Consider the following 15,419-nt stretch of genomic DNA (forward strand, 5'->3'; position numbering starts at 1 on the left):
GGGGTTTTTTATCGGATAAGAGACTATGAAATCGGTTCAGGAGCAGATCACCGCGCTGCGCACCACGTTACGTCACCACGAATATCTCTATCACGTGATGGATACGCCGGAAATTCCGGATGCAGAATATGACCGATTAATGCTGCAGCTGCGCGAGCTGGAAAGTGCTCATCCTGATTTGATTACGCCTGATTCACCAACGCAACGCGTGGGCGCGGCACCGCTGGCCGCTTTTGAACAGGTGCGCCATGAAGTACCGATGTTGTCGCTGGATAACACCTTTGACGAAGCGGGCTTTCTTGCCTTCAACAAACGCGTGCAGGATCGCCTTAAAAGCACCGACGACCTGACTTACTGCTGTGAGCTCAAGCTGGATGGTTTAGCGGTAAGTTTGCTCTACGAAGATGGCTTGCTGGTTCGTGCAGCAACGCGCGGCGATGGCACTACCGGCGAGAACATTACGGCGAACGTGCGCACCATTCATGCTATTCCCCTGCGCCTGCATGGCGACAACATTCCCGCGCGCGTAGAAGTGCGTGGCGAAGTATTTATCACCGAAAGCGGCTTTGAAAAGCTCAACGAGGAAGCGCGTCGTACCGGCGCTAAAGTCTTTGCAAACCCACGTAATGCAGCGGCGGGTTCATTGCGTCAGCTTGACCCACGTATCACTGCTAAACGTCCTCTGACCTTCTTCTGCTACGGTTTTGGTCTGTTAGAAGGCGGTGAAATGCCCGCCAGCCATTGGCAACGTCTGCAGCAGTTTAAGGCGTGGGGATTGCCGGTTACCGATCGTATTCGTCTGGCACATAGCGCCGAAGAAGTGCTGGCATTTTATCGTCAGGTTGAGCAGGAGCGTCCATCGCTCGGGTTTGACATCGATGGTGTGGTGATAAAAGTCGATTCACAAGCGCTGCAGGAGCAGCTTGGCTTTGTGGCTCGTGCGCCGCGTTGGGCGGTAGCGTTTAAATTCCCGGCGCAGGAACAGATGACGTTTGTGCGCGATGTTGAGTTCCAGGTAGGTCGTACCGGCGCGATAACGCCAGTAGCGCGCCTGGAGCCGGTGCAAGTGGCTGGCGTGATAGTAAGTAACGCCACGCTGCATAACGCCGATGAAATCGCGCGACTTGGGTTGCGCATTGGCGACAAGGTAGTGATCCGTCGTGCGGGTGATGTCATTCCGCAAGTGGTCAACGTGGTGGAGTCTGAGCGCCCGCAAGAGACGCGCGAAATTGTCTTCCCCAGTCATTGTCCGGTTTGTGGTTCTGACGTAGAACGCGTTGAAGGCGAAGTGGTAACGCGTTGTACCGGCGGCCTGATATGTGGCGCGCAGCGCAAAGAGGCGCTCAAGCATTTCGTCTCACGTCGTGCGATGGATGTTGATGGCATGGGCGACAAAATCATCGATCAGCTGGTGGAAAAAGAGTACGTGTTAACGCCAGCCGATCTGTTCCGTCTGACTGCCGGTAAGCTAACCGGACTGGATCGTATGGGGCCAAAATCGGCGCAGAATGTCGTCGATGCGCTGGAAAAGGCCAAACTCACTACCTTACCGCGCTTCCTGTACGCGCTGGGCATTCGTGAAGTCGGTGAAGCCACTGCCGCCAACCTCGCCAACCACTTTGGCGAACTGGAAAAGGTAATGAATGCCGATCTTGATGCGCTGATTGAAGTGCAGGACGTGGGCAAAGTGGTAGCGACGCATGTGCGTAACTTTATGGACGAAGAGAGCAACCGCGCCGTTATTCGCGATCTTACGGAAGAGATTGGCGTGCATTGGCCGCCGGTTGAAGTGGTGAATGCAGAAGAGATTGATAGTCCGTTTGCCGGTAAAACCGTGGTCCTGACGGGCTCACTGTCGCAGATGAATCGTGATGATGCCAAAGAGCGTCTGGTAGCGCTGGGGGCTAAAGTCAGCGGCAGCGTGTCGAAGAAAACCGACTTACTGATCGCCGGTGAAGCGGCCGGTTCCAAGCTGGCGAAAGCGCAGGAGCTGGGTATTCCGGTGATCGACGAAGCGGAAATGATTCGTCTGCTCGGAGCCTAACGTGGATAAACAACAGCTGGTTGAAATTGCCAATACCGTGATGCCGTTCGGCAAGTATAAAGGCCGGGTACTGATTGATGTGCCGGAAGAGTATCTGTTGTGGTTCGCGCGCAAAGATGAATTTCCGGCCGGTAAGCTAGGTGAATTAATGCAGTTAACGTTGGTGATCAAGAGTGAGGGGCTGGAAGGTCTGGTCAAACCGCTCAAACGTAGCGAATAACAAAACGGCCCGCATTTGCGGGCCGTTTTCCTTAAGATTTCTGAATTTCAACTGACTGCTGCTGCGCCAGTCGCTTCTCATTGCCGGCCTTATAGCGTTGGGCAATGAAAGAGCACACCATTAATTGCACCTGATGGAAGATCATCAGCGGTAAGACGATAATCCCCACGGCACTGGCTGGGAACAGAATGTTGGCCATGGGTACCCCATTCGCCAAACTCTTTTTCGAGCCACAGAACAGCACCACAATTTCATCTGCGCGGCTAAAGCCAAACAAACGCGATGCAGCCAGGTTAATCGCCAACGCAATAAACAGTACCAGCACGCTGCCCACTAAAATCCACAGCAAGGTATCAACGCCAACGCGATGCCAGATACCGTTCACCACCGCTTCGCTAAAGGCGGAGTAGACCACCAGCAGAATTGAGGTTTGGTCAGTTTTGCCAATCAGACTGCGATGCTTCTCAACCCAGGCACCAATCCAGCGACGCGACAAATGCCCTAAAACAAACGGCACCAGCAGTTGCAGCATGATTTTGCCAATTTGCTCCAGACCATTGCCTGGCATTTCGCTGTGCACATTCATCACCAGATTCACCAGCAGTGGCGAAATAAATACGCCCAGCAGGCTGGAGGCCGAAGCGGCACATACCGCAGCGGCCACGTTGCCACCCGCCATTGAGGTGAAAGCGATGGATGACTGCACGGTCGCTGGCAGAATACACAGATAGATAAAGCCGGTGTAGATCTCCGGGCTCACGTTCACCGGATGCCACCAAACGATCAGCAAGCCAATAATCGGGAAAATGACAAAGGTGCTGCACATAATCCATAGGTGCAAACGCCAGTGGCTGCTCCCGGCAATGATCTTTTCACGCGACAATTTTGCGCCATGCATAAAGAACAGCAGGGCGATGGCGGCGGTGGTCAGATATTCGAAAATGTCGACAAAGACACCTTTAGCAGGAATGAAGCTGGCCAGCAGCACGGTGATGATGAGTTTAATCATCATTGGATCGAGGCGTAAAAATCCCATTGTTAAAATCCGGTTAAATTTAAAAAAATGATGGTGCTGATTGTGCGCCCGCTGGGTTTAGAAATAAAATTGATTTATTGCATCAATCTATGAGAATTATCGATGAATTATACCTTACGTCAGCTACGCACCTTTGTGGCAGTCGCACATCACGGCAGCTTCAGTCTGGCAGGACAAGCGATTGGTTTAAGTCAGTCTGCGGTCAGCCACAGCATTAAAGAGTTGGAAGCAGAAATGGGCGTCCGTTTGCTGGATCGTACTACGCGTGAAGTGATGCTCACCGAAGCGGGACAACAGCTGGCCACGCGGCTTAATCGCCTGCTGGACGATCTCAATACCGCGGTTTTGGATGTGCGCAGCTATGGCGAACAGCGTAGCGGCACGGTGCGCGTGGCTGCCAGCCAAACGCCTTCTGCACATTTAATGCCGCAGTGTCTCGCCAGCAGCCAGCAGCGCTATCCCGATATCCGGGTGATCCTGCACGATAGAGTTCAGCAATGGGTGCTGCAAAGCGTACGCAACGCCGAGGTCGATTTTGGGATTGTCATCGGCCCACTCAATGATACCGATTTCGATAGCGAAGAGATTTTGCAGGAGCCTTTTTTACTGCTGTGCCATGCAGATGATGAGCTGGCGCGCATAGAACAGGCGCAATGGTCAATGCTGGCAGGACGTAATATGGTGCTGCAGGATTATGCTTCTGGCAGCCGCGTTTTAGTCGATGCCGCGCTGCAACAGTTGGCGCTCAGTGTGAATGTGGTGCAGGAAATCGGTCATCCCGCCACGCTTTATCCGATGGTGGAAGCGGGGATTGGTATCAGCATTTTGCCGGCGCTGGCGCTGCCATTGCCATCAGGACGCAAACTCACGGTGCGACGTCTCTATCCGGAAATTAATCGTAGTTTGATGCTGATAAAGCGGAAAAACCGCTCGCTAACGCCCGCGGCGGAAGCCATCTGGCAAGAAGTGCGTCAGCAGGCAACCCTGCTGACGCAACAGCGCATGCTGAAACCGGCGTTTTAAACGTAAACGTTGATCTGATTGGTATCCGTTGGACGGTTAATGCCATCAGCCTGGGGTGCAGCAGGTTGCTGTGCTTCCTGCTTCTGCTGGGCTTTCTCTGCTTGCTGCTGCTCAATCTGCGCGATTTGCGCTTCAATCATTTGAATCTGTGATTGCAGCATCTGCTCCTGCTCAGATTTTTGTTCATCTGTCAGGGTATCGTCGCTGGAAAGATCTTTCAGCTGCTTGGTAATGGTTTGAATCTGTTTATTAAGGCTCGCGATTTCTGAGGTAGAACCGCCACCGCTACTTGCCGTGCTGACACTACTAACGCTTGAGATGGTAGACATGGTTTTCTCCTTGCAATAGACCATTATCGTTATCGGTCAAAGGCTCAGAAGGCTTGAGGGCAGGGAGTGTTAAGCTTGCGAAAAGGTTTTGTAGGGATTGAGTGCTTGAGAGGACGTTAACCTTTGGAGCGCAGAAACGAAAAAAGCGCCTAAAAGGCGCTTTTCTCTGAATTGGTGGGTCGTGCAGGATATGCCTCGGCCCATCCTGGGCCTCGCCCTTCGGGTGATGCTTACGCATCAGCCTGAATCGCTCCCGGCGATTCAGTCGAACCTGCTGCAGGTTCTCACCCTGCACGCTAACCTTTGGAGCGCAGAAACGAAAAAAGCGCCTAAAAGGCGCTTTTCTCTGAATTGGTGGGTCGTGCAGGATTCGAACCTGCGACCAATTGATTAAAAGTCAACTGCTCTACCAACTGAGCTAACGACCCGAAGTGGTGGGTGATGACGGGCTCGAACCGCCGACCCCCTCCTTGTAAGGGAGATGCTCTACCAACTGAGCTAATCACCCACTTCGTACTGCTTAACAAGAGTGTCATCTGACTAAGATATGGTGGGTGATGACGGGCTCGAACCGCCGACCCCCTCCTTGTAAGGGAGATGCTCTACCAACTGAGCTAATCACCCATATCTTATCTCTTGTTCACTGCGGGCCAACTCTAAAACATTCATTTAAGAGTGGTGGGTGATGACGGGCTCGAACCGCCGACCCCCTCCTTGTAAGGGAGATGCTCTACCAACTGAGCTAATCACCCCCGCTGTGTGGAGTCGCATTATAGGGATCCTTCAAAGTGAGTCAACGGTTTTTAAAACTTAAATGTGCGTTCGCTTTAAAAATAATCATCGTGGGGCGGTTTTAGCCAATGTGCTGGTTTTATTAGCAGAAAAGCGCACGACAAACCGGGATGCCACCGCGACAATCATTGAGGAATCAGCCTCACCTGCTAGAATGTGCGCACTGTTTTTTCGCGTTAACCCGTTTTTTTGTCATCCAGACAATGAAACCTGCGCATTTAAGGCAATGCTGAATGAAAATCAAAACTCGCTTCGCACCCAGCCCAACGGGCTATCTGCACGTAGGCGGTGCTCGTACTGCTCTTTACTCCTGGCTTTATGCTCGCCATAACCACGGCGAATTTGTGCTGCGTATCGAAGATACCGATCTGGAGCGCTCCACACCAGAAGCCATCGAAGCCATTATGGATGGTATGAACTGGCTGAGCCTCAACTGGGATGAAGGTCCGTATTATCAGACCAAACGTTTTGATCGCTACAACGCGGTCATCGACGACATGCTGGAAGCGGGTACGGCTTATAAATGCTATTGCAGCAAAGAGCGTCTGGACGCGCTGCGTGAAGAGCAGATGGAAAAAGGTGAAAAGCCACGTTACGACGGCCGCTGCCGCGACAGCCATGATCATCATGCTGCCGATGAGCCGTGCGTGGTGCGCTTCCGCAACCCGCAGGACGGTTCCGTCATCTTTGACGACCAGATTCGTGGTCCAATTGAATTCAGCAACCAGGAACTGGATGACCTGATCATTCGTCGTACCGATGGTTCGCCAACCTACAACTTCTGTGTGGTGGTGGATGATTGGGATATGGGCATCACTCACGTGATCCGTGGTGAAGACCATATCAACAACACGCCGCGCCAGATCAACATCCTTAAAGCCATCGGTGCAGAAGTCCCCACCTATGCGCACGTCTCGATGATCCTTGGCGATGACAGCAAGAAACTCTCTAAGCGTCATGGTGCGGTCGGCGTAATGCAGTATCGCGATGATGGCTACCTGCCGGAAGCGCTGCTCAACTATCTGGTGCGTCTCGGTTGGTCACACGGCGATCAGGAAATTTTCAGCGTGCCGGAAATGGCAGAGCTGTTCACTCTTGATGCGGTGAGCAAATCAGCCAGTGCTTTCAATACGGAAAAACTGCAGTGGCTGAACCATCACTACATTAATACGCTGCCGCCGGAGTACGTCGCTACGCAGCTGCAGTGGCACATTGAGCAGCAGAAGATTGATACCCGCACCGGCCCGGAGCTGGCGAAGCTGGTGACTCTGCTCGGCGAACGCTGCAAAACGCTGGTAGAGATCGCCGCGTCGTGCCGTTACTTCTATGAAGAGTTTGACGCCTTTGATGCTGATGCGGCGAAGAAGCATCTGCGTCCGGTAGCCCGTCAGCCGCTGGAAGTGGTACGCGATAAACTGGCAGCGATCGGTGATAGCGACTGGAATGCCGAGAATGTGCACCATGCTATCCAGTCTGCAGCTGATGAGCTGGCGCTGGGGATGGGCAAAGTAGGTATGCCGCTGCGTGTCGCCGTGACCGGTTCTGGCCAGTCACCGGCATTGGATGTCACAGTCGAAGCCATTGGCCGCAGCCGCAGCGTGGCGCGCATTGAGAAGGCGCTGGCTTTCATCGCTGAGCGTGAAGCTAACGCATAATGTGACGTTGGAGCGTTAAAAAGCCGGAAGCATCTGCTTCCGGCTTTTTTATTCTTCCTGAATCCCTAACCGTTCCAGTACGCCGCGAATTCCTTCCCGCAACAACAACGCGGCAAATTGCTCTTGCTCCGCCGCGGTCATTTGCTGGACAGAATTTATTAATAACGCAGGTAACGTATTTTGCTGTGCACCGTAATTAGCCGCCGGTTCGTTCGCGTGGCGGGTTTGAACAAAGCTCTTTACGCGCTCATCAATATGGATTAATCGCGCTTTACCGCCCTGAACACCGGGCTTTGGCGTGGTTGTCCAGTTTTCACGCTTAATCCATTTATTCACCGTTTGCCGACTGTAGCCCGTTTCCAGCGCGAGCTCCTCGGGGGTAAGCCATTCCTTTTTCACGATGCTGTCCCTGTTAAATACATTAGTTCTACATATTACAACAAAACGTAACGGGGAAAAGTAACCTGGGTAGAAAATGCCTTCTGCGCTCCAACAAAAGGCAAAATTCGGTTATTGCGCTTCGTTGACGACGGGTTGTTCCGGGCGGAAGGCGATGAAATAGGTGAGACCAACGAAAATTGCTCCTCCCACACCATTACCCAGGAATACTGCAATCACGTTTGGCGCAAACTCCGCCCAGCTCATCTGTCCGGCAAAAATCGCTGCCGGGACAATAAACATGTTGGCGACAACGTGCTGGAAGCCAATTGCTACGAAAGCCATTACCGGGAACCACATGCCGAAAATTTTGCCCACCACATCTTTGCTGGCAAAGGCGAGCCACACCGCCAAACACACCAGCCAGTTGCAGCCCACACCGGAAATAAACGCATGCAGGAAATCGGCATTCACTTTGGCGTGTGCAATCGCTACGGTTTTCTTTAGATAGTCACCTTCGGTCATGCCCAACATGTGACCAAAAAACCATGCTACCGCAACGCTGCCAATAAAATTGGCGACGGTCACCCAAAACCAGTTACGCAGCACGCTAAAGCCACTGATGCGACGCGCGAACCAGGCGATGGGCATGGTCATCATATTGCCGGTTAACAGTTCACCGCCCGCCAGCACCGTCATGATTAAACCTACCGGGAAGACGGCGGCACCCAGTAGCACGCCGAATGAACCCCATTCAGCAGGCAGTTGGTTAATCACATGCAGATCGAGCAGGAAGCCTGTGGCGATAAAGGCTCCGGCCATAAAGCCCAAAATTAATAAGGTGGAGATAGGAAGGCGGCTTTTAGCCACGCCAGCTTGAATCGCCAGCTGAGCGATTTCTTTAGGTGTATGCAGCGACATAGTTCACTTTTCTTTTATTAAACAAAGGGGGACGTTGCTGGCCGGTCATTGAGAGAAATCCCTGGAAGGATGACCGGTTAATTAGCGCGCTAAGTTTTACACGCACTATTAACGAAAACAAGACTGTTACTAACATCTTTAACCTGAAGTTAACGCTATGTTGAGGCCGGGTTTGAGAAGCCATGCGATTAAATGCATATAACTCTGCGCAAACGGCAATGAGGTGCTGAAATAAAAGCCATGCAGGCATGGGGTTGACGCCTTTTTCAGCGATCAAACACAGAACGAGAATTTGACGTTGACACTCAACAGGCGGTTTCATATTATCCCGTCCGTCGAGTTTACTCGGCAGTTTTTCGGTTCGGGGGTATAGCTCAGCTGGGAGAGCGCTTGCATGGCATGCAAGAGGTCAGCGGTTCGATCCCGCTTATCTCCACCAAACCGCTCCCAACGGTTTGACCGAAAAATGATTTCCAGATGTGGGGGTATAGCTCAGCTGGGAGAGCGCTTGCATGGCATGCAAGAGGTCAGCGGTTCGATCCCGCTTATCTCCACCAAATCTCTGTTCGTTCTGAACGCATGATTAAATAACCACGAAGAACCTATAGCGACGCAATTTATTGCGCGGTTTTGCTATTTCAAATTCAAATGCGCACTAAAATGCGCCGCTACACATGTTGTAAGCAGCGCTTTTTTATCAGGCGGTTGCGGCCTGCGGCTGCAATTGCAGCACACGGAAACCGTGTGTGCCATCGCGATCCAGCTGCGCCACCAAGCCATACTCCCAATCCAGATAGGCCTGCATCACGCCGGGTTCAATATCGGTGCCTTCATACGGGCGGCGATAGCGATCGATCGCGGGTGAAAGTAGCTGCTGCTCACCTTGCTCTGTCGGCAGTTCCGCAGCGCGCCATGCGGCGTTACCCCCTTCCAGCACGAACACCGGCTTGCCGGTTAACTCTGCCACTTGTTCCACCGCGTAACCGGCCAGCAGACTGCTGCCGCAGGTCAGCACATAACGACGCGCCTCAGGCAGCAGCGCTTTTCCTTGCTGCTGCAGGGTAGAGCGCAGTAACCAGGCCGCACCCGGAATATGGCTGTTAAGGTGATTGGCGCGGGTAGTGAAGTCCAGCACCTGCGTCTGGCCCTCTTCCAGCCATGCCGCTAACTGTTGCGGTGACACGAATTCAGGTTGAGCGACTGGCGGCACCTGTGCCTTCCAGTTACCGGTTTCACTGAAATCACTGGCCTGCAGTTCTTCCAGTACCGAAACCTGCCAGCCAAGCTGTGCCAACCAGGAGGCGGTCATATTGGCGCGGACGCCATCATCATCAATCAGCACAATCCGTGCGCCGCGCACGCTAGCGTAATGGTCGGTTTCCTGTACCAGCTGGCCACCTGGCACGTGGCGGCTGCCGGGCAGATGTCCGGCGGCATACTCTTCGGCATCACGCACATCAAATAGATAGGTGGTGCGCGTTTCCTGCTGCCAGCGTTTAAGCGTGGCCAGTGGGATACGTTCCACACCCGCACGGTCAGCGATGCTGCGCGCAATATTCGCCGCCTGACGCTGTGCCGTTTCGCTGGTCTCGCCATAGCGGCGCGCCTGACCCTTATCCAGCGCATGTCCAGCCAGCGTCCAGCCAATAGTGCCATTACGCAGCGCGAATACCGGATTACGCACGCCGGCATTCACCAGCGATTGCGTGCCGATGATGCTGCGGGTGCGACCAGCGCAGTTCACAATTACCGTGGTTTCCGGTGACGGCGCGATATCACGTACGCGCAGCACCAACTCTCCGCCAGGCACGCTAGTGGCGCCAGGGATACTCATGGTTTGGTACTCGTCGAAGCGACGCGCATCCAGCACTACCACGTTGGCTTCGCTATTAATCAGCTGATGTACTTCGTCCGCTGACAGGGAAGGGGTGTGATTGTGGTGCTCAACCAGCTCGCCAAATGCTTTGCTGGGTGAGTTCACATCGATAAACAGTTCACCGCCTGCCGCCTGCCAACCGGCTAAATCATCGGCCAGCAGAGCAACATTGCTGTAACCCTGTGCGGCAATGCGTTCAGCGGCGGTTTGCGCCAGGCCTTCGCCATTGTCATACAGCGTGATAGCGGTGGTGCGCTGCGGAATACGATCCAGCAGCTCAAGCTCCAGCTTGGAAAGCGGAATATTCACCGCAAACAGCGGATGCGCGGTGGCAAACAGCGCTTCATCACGCACATCAATCAGCGCCACTTCCTGCTGCTGACGCAGGGCATCAATAATTTCCGCCGCCTGGCGTAAAGGAAAAACGGCTTTAGTCATGTGAAAGGTCCCAAATGTTCGGTAAGTAACGGTTGCTGTAACCGGAGATAAACGTTTTTTCGCTGCCGTCTTCGCGATAGACCGCGCGTTTTACTGCACCAATGTTGGCGCCATAAACGTGAATGCTAATGGAGACGCGGTCGTCATAGGCATTGCTGACGCGATGAATATCGCCAACCGTCGGCGATACCGCTTCGACGCTGCCGGGATCGAGTCGCACGGGAGCACCTTCCGGCTGTAAACCGTTGGGTCCAGGCTGCCACGATTGTGAAATTTCCGCGCCGCGCAGCATGCCAATTAATCCCCACACGCGATGGTCGTGAATGGGCGTTTGTTGGCCCGGTCCCCAGACGAAGCTCACCACCGAGAAGCGCTGCTGGGCATCAGCGTGCAGCAGATATTGTTGATAGTGTTCCGGATGGGGCTGTGTGAAGGCGTCGTCCAGCCAGTCGTCATGACGAATCAACTCGCCGAGCCATTCGCTGCCACGCTGCAAAATCGTGGTTTCCGCGGGCTGGGTATCTAACAAATTGGCCAGATTAGCGACGAAGTCGCGCAGGCGGTGATGCTGATAATGGCTCATGAGGCTCAGGCGCTCCTTTTATCAGCGGCAGAGAGCGCAGCGACTTTCTCGCGCGTCAAAGGAATCAGCTCGCGCCCATACTCCACCGCATCGTTTAGCGGGTCGAAGCCGCGAATCAGCACGCTATGAATGCCAAGGCGATAGTATTCCAGCAGCGCATCGGACACTTGTTCTGGCGTTCCCACCAATGCGGTGGAGTTGTAGCCGCCCTGAACCAGCTTCGCCACGCCGGTCCACAGCACTTTATCCAGGCGATCGCCTTCGTTGGCGGCAGCGAGTAAACGCTGCGCCCCGACGCTCTGCGGCTTGGCCTTACCAAAAGCAAAGCCGCTTTCCGTAAGCTGTTTCTCGGCGGTGGCGCGGATATGTTCAGCACGTTCCCAGGCTTCTTTTTCCGTTTTGCCAAGAATCGGGCGGAACGAGATATTAAAGTTAATCTCGCGGCCCTGTTTGGCGGCAGCGGCACGCACGTTGCGCACGGTTTCTTCGGCTCCTTTCAACGGTTCACCCCATAGCGCGAACACATCGGCATGGCGTGCCGCCACCTCAATCGCCTCCTGCGACGATCCGCCAAAATAGACCGGCAGTTTTTTCTGCACTGGTTTGATGGCGGAAAACGCCTGTTCAGCCTGATAAAACGCACCTTGATGATCGTAAGGCTGCGAGGACTCCAGGCTCTGCTTCAGCACGGTGAGGAACTCATCGCTGCGCGCATAGCGCTCGGCTTTATTCAGGAAGTCACCATCGCGCCGCTGCTCGACATCGCTGCCGCCGCTGATGATGTGCACGGCTAAACGGCCGTCGGTTAAGTGGTCGAGCGAGGCCAGTTTGCGTGCTGCCAGGGTTGGCGCGACAAAGCCTGGACGATGCGCCAGCAGAAACTTCAGCGTCGAGGTATGCGCAGCGGCGTGGGCAGTAACCAGAAAACCATCCGGTTGATCTGACCAATAGCCGACCAGAATGCGATCAAAGCCGGCTTCTTCATGCGCGCGCGCAAAACGGGCAATGTAATCTTTATCGAACAGCGGGCCGCTGGCCGGGATGATTTCGGAAGCGAGGCGGTGGCCAATCATGCCAAGGAATTGAATGCTCATGCGGTTCTCCTGAAGTGACGTCATGGAGAAAAACTACGGGCGCAGGCGGTATGAACGGAAATTCAATATTGTGCAAAGGTTTTGCATTTAACGGTGAAGCGGGTGATAGCGCGGGGAAAGCTGAGGAGCGACGAGATAGAACCGATTGAAATAATTAAGAAGAGAAGGGCGAGCCGCAGCTCGCCCAGACCATCAGAAGGCCAATACTAAACCGGCGATGGCGGCAGACAGCACGCTCACCAGGGTTGAGCCGTACAGCAGTTTCAGGCCGAAGCGCGAAACCACGTTACCTTGCTCTTCGTGCAAACCTTTAATCGCACCCGCCACAATCCCGATAGATGAGAAGTTAGCAAAGGAGACGAGGAATACAGACAGAATACCTTCCGCATGTGGCGAAAGCTGACCGGCGATTTTCTGCAGATCCATCATCGCCACGAATTCGTTGGACACCAGTTTGGTCGCCATGATGCTGCCAACCTGCAGCGCTTCGTGTGAAGGAACGCCCATCACCCAGGCAAACGGATAGAACACATAACCCAGCACGCCCTGGAAGCTGATACCGAAGATCAAATCGAACAAGGCGTTCAGACCAGAAATCAGCGCGATAAAACCAATCAGCATCGCCGCCACGATAATCGCTACTTTGAAACCGGCGAGAATGTATTCGCCCAGCATTTCGAAGAAGCTCTGACCTTTATGCAGATCCTGCAGCTGCAGGTCTTCTTCGCTATCAACGCGGTACGGGTTAATCAGCGACAGCACAATAAAGGTGCTGAACATATTCAGTACCAGCGCAGCCACCACATATTTTGGCTGGAGCATGGTCATGTAGGCGCCGACAATCGACATGGAAACGGTCGACATTGCGGTCGCTGCCATGGTGTACATGCGGCGCTGCGACATCTTGCCGAGGATATCCTTATAGGCGATAAAGTTTTCTGACTGTCCCAAAATCAGAGAGCTAACGGCGTTAAAGGATTCCAGTTTGCCCATACCGTTAACTTTTGACAGCACGGTACCGATGCCACGAATCACCCACGGTAAGATGCGGAAATGTTGCAGAATACCGATTAATGCGGAGATGAACACAATCGGGCACAGAACATTCAGGAAGAAGAAGGCGAGGCCTTTTTCGTTCATGTTGCCGAACACGAAGTTGGTCCCTTCGGCCGCATACTTGAGCAGATGATCAAAGACGCCGGCGAAACCCTGTACGAAACCGAGGCCGACTGATGAGTTGAGGAAGAACCACGCCAGCAGTACTTCGATCACCAAAAGTTGGACGATATAGCGAATGCGAATGCTTTTACGATCGTGACTGACCAGCAAGGCCAGCACGGCTACCACCACCAGTGCTAAAATAAAATGCAAAACATGGGACATGTCGGCTCCAAATTTGAGGAGGGTTGTATTTTGTTGCGTATTCTATGTAACGCGTTACTTAAAAACGAGATCAAAACCACATTATAAGTATTCGCTATCGCGATTTTTCTCAGATAAGTCTGACCGCTCACAACAGCGTTACAATTCTCTCACAAGAAATATCCACAAAAACATTGTCTATAAAATGACCCAAGCGTAGAGTCAATTCCGTTGTCCTGGTTTTGGCAAGAACCACCTTTACCAAAATGTATAGCAATGGCTATACTTCATAGCACCATCTATTAATACGATAACTATAACCATATTTCATCTGCCTTGTTCACCTCTTAAGCTGCTCAGGTCAACAAGCATTAAGACAGGGTAAAACTATGCTAGAAAGCCGCACCGCTGAGCGCGCCGCTCGCGGAGCCAGAAAGATTAAGCTTGCGTTGCTGGGCCCCGCCTTTATCGCGGCGATTGGTTATATCGATCCCGGTAACTTTGCTACCAATATTCAGGCCGGCGCCGCCTACGGCTATAAGCTGTTATGGGTGGTAGTGTGGGCTAACGTGATGGCGATGCTGATTCAGCTGATGTCGGCCAAACTCGGCATCGCCACCGGTAAAAATTTAGCTGAGCACATTCGCGATCGCTTTCCGCGCCCGGCGGTATGGTTCTATTGGGTGCAGGCGGAAATCATCGCCATGGCTACCGATCTCGCCGAATTTATCGGCGCAGCGCTCGGCTTTAAGCTTTTGCTGGGTATTTCACTGCTGCAGGGCGCGGTGCTGACGGGGATCGCAACCTATCTGATTCTGATGCTGCAAAGTCGTGGGCAGAAGCCGCTGGAGCTTGTGATTGGTGGCCTGCTGCTGTTTGTTGCGGCGGCGTATATTGTCGAGCTGTTTTTCTCCCAGCCGAAAGTCAGCGAGCTGGTGGTTGGCATGGCGCTTCCTTCGCTGCCGACTTCCGATGCGGTTTTCCTGGCTGCCGGCGTGTTAGGCGCCACCATTATGCCGCACGTGATTTATCTGCACTCGGCGCTGACGCAGCATGGTAATAAAGGCAGCAAAGCTGAGCGCTACTCCTCGACAAAGCTGGATGTGGCGATTGCGATGACCATCGCGGGCTTTGTCAATCTGGCGATGATGGCCACCGCAGCGGCGGCGTTCCACTTTAGCGGCCACTCTAAAATTGTCGATCTCGACCAGGCGTACTTAACGCTGCAACCGCTGCTGGGTCAGGCTGCCGCCATTGTGTTTGGTTTAAGCCTGGTTGCCGCAGGTCTCTCTTCTACGGTGGTGGGAACGCTGGCAGGACAAGTGGTTATGCAAGGCTTTATCCGCTTCCACATCCCGCTGTGGTTCCGCCGTACCATCACCATGTTGCCGTCCTTTATTGTGATTTGGGCCGGCTGGGATCCAACGCGTATTCTGGTGATGAGCCAGGTGCTGTTGAGTTTTGGTATTGCACTGGCGCTGATTCCGCTGCTGTCATTCACCGGCAACCGTGAATTGATGGGCGATGAGATGGTGAATTCGCGTCTGATGCAGAATGCCGGGCGCTTGATTGTGGTGCTGGTGATCGCCCTCAATCTCTACCTGCTGGTCGGCGAAGCGCTCGGTTGGTAAGCGCGCGATAAAAGAAAAATCCCGCTATCAAGCGGGA

At 53.6% G+C, this 15,419-nt stretch carries 13 protein-coding genes, 6 tRNA genes and 1 other RNA gene; 7 read left to right on the forward strand and 13 right to left on the reverse strand.

Annotated elements, in window-relative coordinates; genetic code table 11:
• Window positions 1-25: 25 nt before the first annotated feature.
• On the forward strand, window positions 26-2,044 hold the full coding sequence (gene ligA, locus PMI17_RS10270) for an NAD-dependent DNA ligase LigA (RefSeq protein ID WP_007889077.1): 2,019 nt from the start codon (window positions 26-28) through the stop codon (window positions 2,042-2,044).
• A gap of 1 nt (window position 2,045) precedes the next feature.
• The gene (locus tag PMI17_RS10275) at window positions 2,046-2,264 is read left to right on the forward strand and encodes a DUF3820 family protein (protein ID WP_007889085.1); all 219 of its coding nucleotides are present in this window, start codon (window positions 2,046-2,048) and stop codon (window positions 2,262-2,264) included.
• A gap of 31 nt (window positions 2,265-2,295) precedes the next feature.
• Here PMI17_RS10275 and PMI17_RS10280 read toward each other — a convergent pair whose 3' ends face one another.
• Window positions 2,296-3,300, reverse strand: a complete 1,005-nt coding sequence (locus tag PMI17_RS10280) for a bile acid:sodium symporter family protein (RefSeq protein ID WP_007889091.1) — start codon at window positions 3,298-3,300, stop codon at window positions 2,296-2,298.
• Between the two features lie 102 nt (window positions 3,301-3,402).
• Here PMI17_RS10280 and PMI17_RS10285 point away from each other — a divergent pair, with 102 nt between their 5' ends.
• Window positions 3,403-4,323: a LysR family transcriptional regulator gene (locus tag PMI17_RS10285; protein WP_007889093.1), complete on the forward strand. Its 921-nt coding sequence runs from the start codon at window positions 3,403-3,405 to the stop codon at window positions 4,321-4,323.
• Here the strand turns inward: PMI17_RS10285 and PMI17_RS10290 are convergent.
• From PMI17_RS10290 to PMI17_RS10315, 6 genes are all read right to left on the reverse strand, one after another.
• Window positions 4,320-4,652, reverse strand: coding sequence for a FlxA-like family protein (locus tag PMI17_RS10290; protein WP_007889095.1), 333 nt, complete (start codon window positions 4,650-4,652; stop codon window positions 4,320-4,322). The two genes, PMI17_RS10285 and PMI17_RS10290, sit on opposite strands and share 4 nt — an antisense overlap.
• Before the next feature lie 172 nt (window positions 4,653-4,824).
• A non-coding RNA gene (locus PMI17_RS24820) (RtT sRNA) lies at window positions 4,825-4,961 on the reverse strand.
• Between the two features lie 43 nt (window positions 4,962-5,004).
• Window positions 5,005-5,080: transfer RNA gene (locus PMI17_RS10300), tRNA-Lys, on the reverse strand.
• Window positions 5,081-5,084: 4 nt separating this feature from the next.
• Window positions 5,085-5,160, reverse strand: a tRNA-Val gene (locus PMI17_RS10305).
• A 40-nt stretch (window positions 5,161-5,200) separates the two neighbouring features.
• Window positions 5,201-5,276 (reverse strand) — tRNA-Val (locus tag PMI17_RS10310).
• 52 nt (window positions 5,277-5,328) lie between these two features.
• Window positions 5,329-5,404: transfer RNA gene (locus PMI17_RS10315), tRNA-Val, on the reverse strand.
• A 273-nt stretch (window positions 5,405-5,677) separates the two neighbouring features.
• On the opposite strand from PMI17_RS10315, the gene gltX reads away from it, so the two are divergent.
• Entirely contained in the window at window positions 5,678-7,099 is a 1,422-nt protein-coding gene (gltX, locus tag PMI17_RS10320; RefSeq protein WP_007889096.1) for a glutamate--tRNA ligase, read from the forward strand.
• Window positions 7,100-7,147: 48 nt separating this feature from the next.
• Here gltX and PMI17_RS10325 read toward each other — a convergent pair whose 3' ends face one another.
• Window positions 7,148-7,498, reverse strand: coding sequence for a YfeC-like transcriptional regulator (locus PMI17_RS10325; RefSeq protein ID WP_007889099.1), 351 nt, complete (start codon window positions 7,496-7,498; stop codon window positions 7,148-7,150).
• A 111-nt stretch (window positions 7,499-7,609) separates the two neighbouring features.
• Window positions 7,610-8,398 carry a formate/nitrite transporter family protein gene (locus PMI17_RS10330; RefSeq protein WP_007889100.1) on the reverse strand — a complete coding sequence of 263 codons (789 nt, stop codon included), beginning with the start codon at window positions 8,396-8,398 and terminating at the stop codon, window positions 7,610-7,612.
• A 363-nt stretch (window positions 8,399-8,761) separates the two neighbouring features.
• Here PMI17_RS10330 and PMI17_RS10335 point away from each other — a divergent pair.
• A tRNA-Ala gene (locus PMI17_RS10335) sits at window positions 8,762-8,837 on the forward strand.
• A 42-nt stretch (window positions 8,838-8,879) separates the two neighbouring features.
• A tRNA-Ala gene (locus PMI17_RS10340) sits at window positions 8,880-8,955 on the forward strand.
• Between the two features lie 140 nt (window positions 8,956-9,095).
• Here the strand turns inward: PMI17_RS10340 and PMI17_RS10345 are convergent.
• The 4 genes from PMI17_RS10345 to PMI17_RS10360 form a co-directional block, all read right to left on the reverse strand.
• Complete coding sequence (locus PMI17_RS10345; protein ID WP_007889103.1) at window positions 9,096-10,712, reverse strand: rhodanese homology domain-containing protein; 1,617 nt, start codon at window positions 10,710-10,712, stop codon at window positions 9,096-9,098.
• Window positions 10,705-11,295, reverse strand: coding sequence for a cysteine dioxygenase (locus PMI17_RS10350; protein ID WP_007889104.1), 591 nt, complete (start codon window positions 11,293-11,295; stop codon window positions 10,705-10,707). The genes PMI17_RS10345 and PMI17_RS10350 overlap by 8 nt, the downstream gene beginning before the upstream one ends.
• 5 nt (window positions 11,296-11,300) lie before the next feature.
• On the reverse strand, window positions 11,301-12,389 hold the full coding sequence (locus tag PMI17_RS10355) for an LLM class flavin-dependent oxidoreductase (RefSeq protein WP_007889105.1): 1,089 nt from the start codon (window positions 12,387-12,389) through the stop codon (window positions 11,301-11,303).
• Window positions 12,390-12,581: 192 nt separating this feature from the next.
• Window positions 12,582-13,772 (reverse strand): NupC/NupG family nucleoside CNT transporter, encoded by a 1,191-nt coding sequence (locus PMI17_RS10360; RefSeq protein ID WP_007889107.1) that lies wholly within the window; start codon window positions 13,770-13,772, stop codon window positions 12,582-12,584.
• A 368-nt stretch (window positions 13,773-14,140) separates the two neighbouring features.
• On the opposite strand from PMI17_RS10360, the gene PMI17_RS10365 reads away from it, so the two are divergent.
• Window positions 14,141-15,382, forward strand: coding sequence for an Nramp family divalent metal transporter (locus PMI17_RS10365; protein WP_007889109.1), 1,242 nt, complete (start codon window positions 14,141-14,143; stop codon window positions 15,380-15,382).
• Window positions 15,383-15,419: the final 37 nt, after the last annotated feature.

This window comes from Pantoea sp. GM01, from assembly GCF_000282675.1.
GTDB lineage: Bacteria > Pseudomonadota > Gammaproteobacteria > Enterobacterales > Enterobacteriaceae > Pantoea > Pantoea nemavictus.